Annotated in this window: 4 protein-coding genes and 1 other RNA gene; 1 reads left to right on the forward strand and 4 read right to left on the reverse strand. The window is 55.7% G+C overall.

The features are described from left to right. Together mraZ and rnpB are read right to left on the reverse strand one after the other, a co-directional pair. Positions 1-407 (reverse strand): division/cell wall cluster transcriptional repressor MraZ (gene mraZ, locus AC2VLY_RS00015; protein WP_486891835.1); only part of this gene is annotated, 407 nt, incomplete at its 3' end. A 321-nt stretch (positions 408-728) separates the two neighbouring features. Beyond that, an RNA gene (rnpB, locus tag AC2VLY_RS00020) (RNase P RNA component class A) lies at positions 729-1,073 on the reverse strand. A gap of 136 nt (positions 1,074-1,209) precedes the next feature. On the opposite strand from rnpB, the gene AC2VLY_RS00025 reads away from it, so the two are divergent. After that, entirely contained in the window at positions 1,210-1,476 is a 267-nt protein-coding gene (locus AC2VLY_RS00025; protein WP_193649758.1) for a hypothetical protein, read from the forward strand. Here the strand turns inward: AC2VLY_RS00025 and AC2VLY_RS00030 are convergent. Together AC2VLY_RS00030 and AC2VLY_RS00035 are read right to left on the reverse strand one after the other, a co-directional pair. After that, positions 1,448-2,788: an HD domain-containing protein gene (locus AC2VLY_RS00030; protein ID WP_486921560.1), complete on the reverse strand. Its 1,341-nt coding sequence runs from the start codon at positions 2,786-2,788 to the stop codon at positions 1,448-1,450. The two genes, AC2VLY_RS00025 and AC2VLY_RS00030, sit on opposite strands and share 29 nt — an antisense overlap. A gap of 4 nt (positions 2,789-2,792) precedes the next feature. Further along, the coding region (locus AC2VLY_RS00035; RefSeq protein ID WP_486921561.1) for an AMP-dependent synthetase/ligase at positions 2,793-4,119 on the reverse strand (1,327 nt) is incomplete at its 5' end.

The raw sequence follows: 4,119 nt of genomic DNA on the forward strand, positions 1-4,119 counted from the left end.
CTGTTTTCCTGGTAACGATCCCAGCATTGGGCATCCCAGATTTCGAATTTGTTGATTTGACCGACGACGACCAGTTCCTTGTCGATTTCTGCGAAGCGGCGCAGATTGGGTGAAAGCAGGATGCGGGCCTGACTGTCGAGACGCATTTCTTCTGATTGCCCGACAAACATCCGCTGAAACTGGCGGGCGGCAGGGTTGTTGCCGGGGAGTTCGGCCACTCGGGCTTCTACTTTTTCCCAGGTGGGAAGAGGGTAGGCCACCAGACAATGTTCTCCCGGGCGGCTTTGCACATCGATGGTAACCACAATCTGACCGTCGCAATGGGCATTCAGCCAGTCGCGGAAGCGGGCCGGGACGTTCATGCGTCCCTTGCTGTCGAGATTATGCCGGTGCGTTCCCCTAAACATTTTGTGTTTTACTCTCCAAAACCTTCCACTTTGACCCACTTTTCCCCACATGCTGAAGAATAGAGGGCTCACATCGGGCTGTCAAGGAGAAATATTGAATAATTACGGCATGTTAGAGCATGTTGATAAAGCTCTATAAAACACTTTAAAGGGTTCTTGTAATTATTGGATTATGCAGTACAAAGTGATTTTTAACGTGTTTTCCGGAAAATCAGAAGGTTGGCTGTATGTATCATGAAGCTAAGAAAGTTTCTATTTACTTCATTGACTTGGGTCGTTGTGTCGGTATTTCTGCCGGAAGCAGATGACGCAAGGAATAAAAATTGGAGTGGGCCGATAAGCCGGGTTCTGTCGTGGACGACCATTCCTCTAGGCCTGCACTTACGCACAGGCTCCAGCAATCTACCCGCATGCACCGCGGACCACGGTATCGCATGCCTATTTGATCTTGCTCCAGGCGGGGTTTTCCCTGCCATTTCCGTTACCGGAAATGCGGTGCGCTCTTACCGCACCTTTTCACCCTTACCGGCGCTTGCGCGCTTGGCGGTATATTTTCTGTGGCACTTTCCGTAGGCTCACGCCCCCCGGCCGTTAACCGGCGCCTTGCCCTATGGAGCCCGGACTTTCCTCCCCAGATAAATCTGCGGCGGTCGTCTGGCCCACTCCGAGGCGGATCATACGCGTTTTCAACAGGACTGTCAGAATAAATCCATCCATTTTGCGAACTATACTCTGCTCATAAGGATGTGTGGTGTATCGGGTATCCGGTTAACCGGTACTGTTTGCTGAAGGAGTGAATATTATGATTACTGACAATTTTCTGGATGAAGCACGCGATGTCCCCTCAACCACGCCGATGGAAAGAGTGGTGGCCTGGTCCATTTTCCGCAGTCGGGAGGACGCCAGGAAACTGCTCGACCACGTACATTTGGCGCCCGGGCAGGCGCTGGTAGGCGGGCACGGTCAGGACAGTGTGGCCGCTTATTGGTGGGTTGGTGTGCAGGTGCAGGACATGAGCCAATGGGGCAATGCTACGGCGGTCAACAAGCGGGGTCGTTTGGGAGATTGATGGCGGGGATCAGGCCATGTAATGCCCTGAGTAGGGTTTCCTTGTTTTGATGGTTGCCCAAAACCTGTCTCTGGTAGGCGCTGCGCAGGGCCTTGCCGAGTTCTGGTCCCGGAAGAACGCCAAGGTCCATGAGATCGTCGCCACGGATCAGCGCTTCAGGAAGTGTTCTCCAGAGCCCCAGTTTCTGCCAGATTTTGCGGGCACGCGTGATGGATCGCAGATCACTGTGACCGGCACCACGTGCATCGGCCTGGGCAATGTCCAGGAGCAGGCTGCGGTCAGGAACACGTAGAGCCAGACGAGCGTAGGCCTGTTGTTTGGCCCGATCCCGAAACAGGGCGTGGGGAGCTCCGTGCCAACGCAGTAATGGTAAAATCTGCCGCTGTAGATGTTGTCCGGGAAAATAACGATTCAGGAAGTCGCGTGCCCGGACAAGGGAATGCTCATGCCCTATGGCCCGCCAGCGATTTTGTGGGTCGCGCCGGGTGCTGTCGGCTTTACCCAGATCATGCAAGAGCGCTGCCAGCATCAGGATGAGGTCGCGTGCGGGCAGACCCTGGCGCAGGTTGGCGGCTTCGACAAGCACTTTTCCCGTATGTATCCAGACATCTCCTTCAGGATGCGCATCCGGACGCTGAGGTACGGCCTGCAGCGCTTCAAGGTCCGGGAATGCCCGGATGCTACCGGTGAGTGCCAGTGCATCCCAGGCTGCCCGCAGGTTGCAGCCACGCAGCAGGAGCGCCTCCCATTCCTTGCGCAGCCGTTCGCCAGGGATTTCTGACAGTTGCTCGGCCAGTTTTTGGCAATGTGGGACGCTGCTTGCTTCGAGATGAAAATCCAGTTGCCCGACCAAACGCGCCGCCCGGAATGCTCTGAGAGGGTCATCAGCAAAGGTGCCGGGATTCACGATGCGCAGTCGTTTTTTCTGCAGATCATGCAGCCCACCCACAGCATCCAGTATTTGTCCGGAGCGCCAGTCCCAGGCCAGGGCATTGACCGTAAAATCACGACGCTGGACAGCAATGGACCAGGGCAGGTGCGGGTCTGTCTCGCCGTGTGTTTGGGGCAAGGTAAACTCTGCACCGCCAGCTACCCAGACTTCACAGCGGCCACCCACCCGATGCGCAGCAAAAGGCGCCAGGCATTCTTCCAGGCGCGCTTCATTGAGCGCATGGATTTCCATATCCCAGTCATGGATGGGCAGACCTAACAGGCTGTCGCGAACCGCACCGCCGACCAGCAGCGTCCTTGCCCCCGCACGTTCCAACGCGTTGATTATTGGCGTCAGTTTTGGCGGGATGGATATTTCCATAACCCTAGTTTTTGCGCATCTCGGTTAACAATTCGGCGTAGCGTTCGGCCACAACCCGACGTTTGATTTTCAGGGTGGGTGTTACTTCACCATGCGCTTCGCTCAGTGCTTCCGGCAAAACGGCAAAACGCCGTACCTGTTCGTAGGAAGGCAAATCCTGCAGGGCGGTATGAATGCTTTCCTGAAGAGCCTTGCGCAGGGTGCCTGCCTCAGGATTGATGCCGAAAAGTTCCTGCACCTGTTCCGGATTGGGGAAAATCAGGGCACTCAGGTAGGGAAGGCGGTCTCCGAAAACGACGGCCTGGCTGATAAGCGCCTGGGCCATCAGGCGCATTTCAATTTTTTGCGGGGGAATGTTTTCGCCCGCCGAATTGACGATCAGATCTTTTTTGCGATCATAAATAGTCAGGTATCCATTTTCATCAAGGCTGCCGACATCACCGGTGTGTAGCCAGCCATCCACGATGGTTTCCCGGGTAGCACCGTCATTATTCCAGTAGCCGGACATGATGGATGGCCCGCGCACCAGGATTTCGCCATCGGCGGCAATACGACCTTGCAAATTAGGCAGGAAGCGGCCGACGGTTCCTGGTCGGATATCATCCAGAGGATTGGCGGCGATGACCGGGCTGGTTTCGGTCATGCCATATCCCTCCACCACAGGCAGGCCGATGTCCAGAAAAAAACGGGTGATATCTGTATCCAGCGGAGCGCCTCCGGAAACGAAAAAGCGCAGACGTCCTCCCAGTTTTTTGCGTAGCCCGGAGACTAAAAGGCGGCGCGCGACATACCGTTGCCATGGAGGGGCAGAGCGATCACTGTCACTTAACCCGGCGCCGCGCTGCATGAAACGACCCAGCAGGCCATGGCGTTCCTCAATACCACGCCGGACCCGGCTGTAAAGCAACTGAAAAACTCTGGGAACAGCAATGACAATATCAGGATGAGCCGCTTCCATATCGCGCAGAACAGTATCAGGGCGTTCAGCATAGGCAACTTCCAGTCCGAGCAGGTAAGCACCAAAATGCCCGGTCCCCCGCTCAAACACATGTGACAGCGGCAGGATGGACAGCAGTCGCTGGCCGCGCCGCAAGGGGACTAAAGGCAAAAAACCGGCAATATTGCTGAGAATATTGCCATGACTGAGCATGACGCCTTTGGGCCATCCGGTGGTTCCGGAAGTATAAACAATGCTGGCAATCTGCTCACGCTGCAAGCTGCCCAGGCGTTCTGTCAGCTCCTGTTTGTGCAGCGCGGTATTGTCCTGTTCGAGTTGTGCCCAGTTTTTCAGGCCGGCGCTTTGGGCTGCCTCAGGATTTCTGAGTAATATG

The sequence above is a fragment of the Acidithiobacillus sp. TH-A36 genome (assembly GCF_057473445.1).

Coding starts and splice junctions, on each gene's coding strand:
- AC2VLY_RS00025 (WP_193649758.1), top strand. CDS start 1,210: ATGATTACTGACAATTTTCTGGATGAAGCACGCGATGTCCCCTCAACC.
- AC2VLY_RS00030 (WP_486921560.1), bottom strand. CDS start 2,788: ATGGAAATATCCATCCCGCCAAAACTGACGCCAATAATCAACGCGTTG.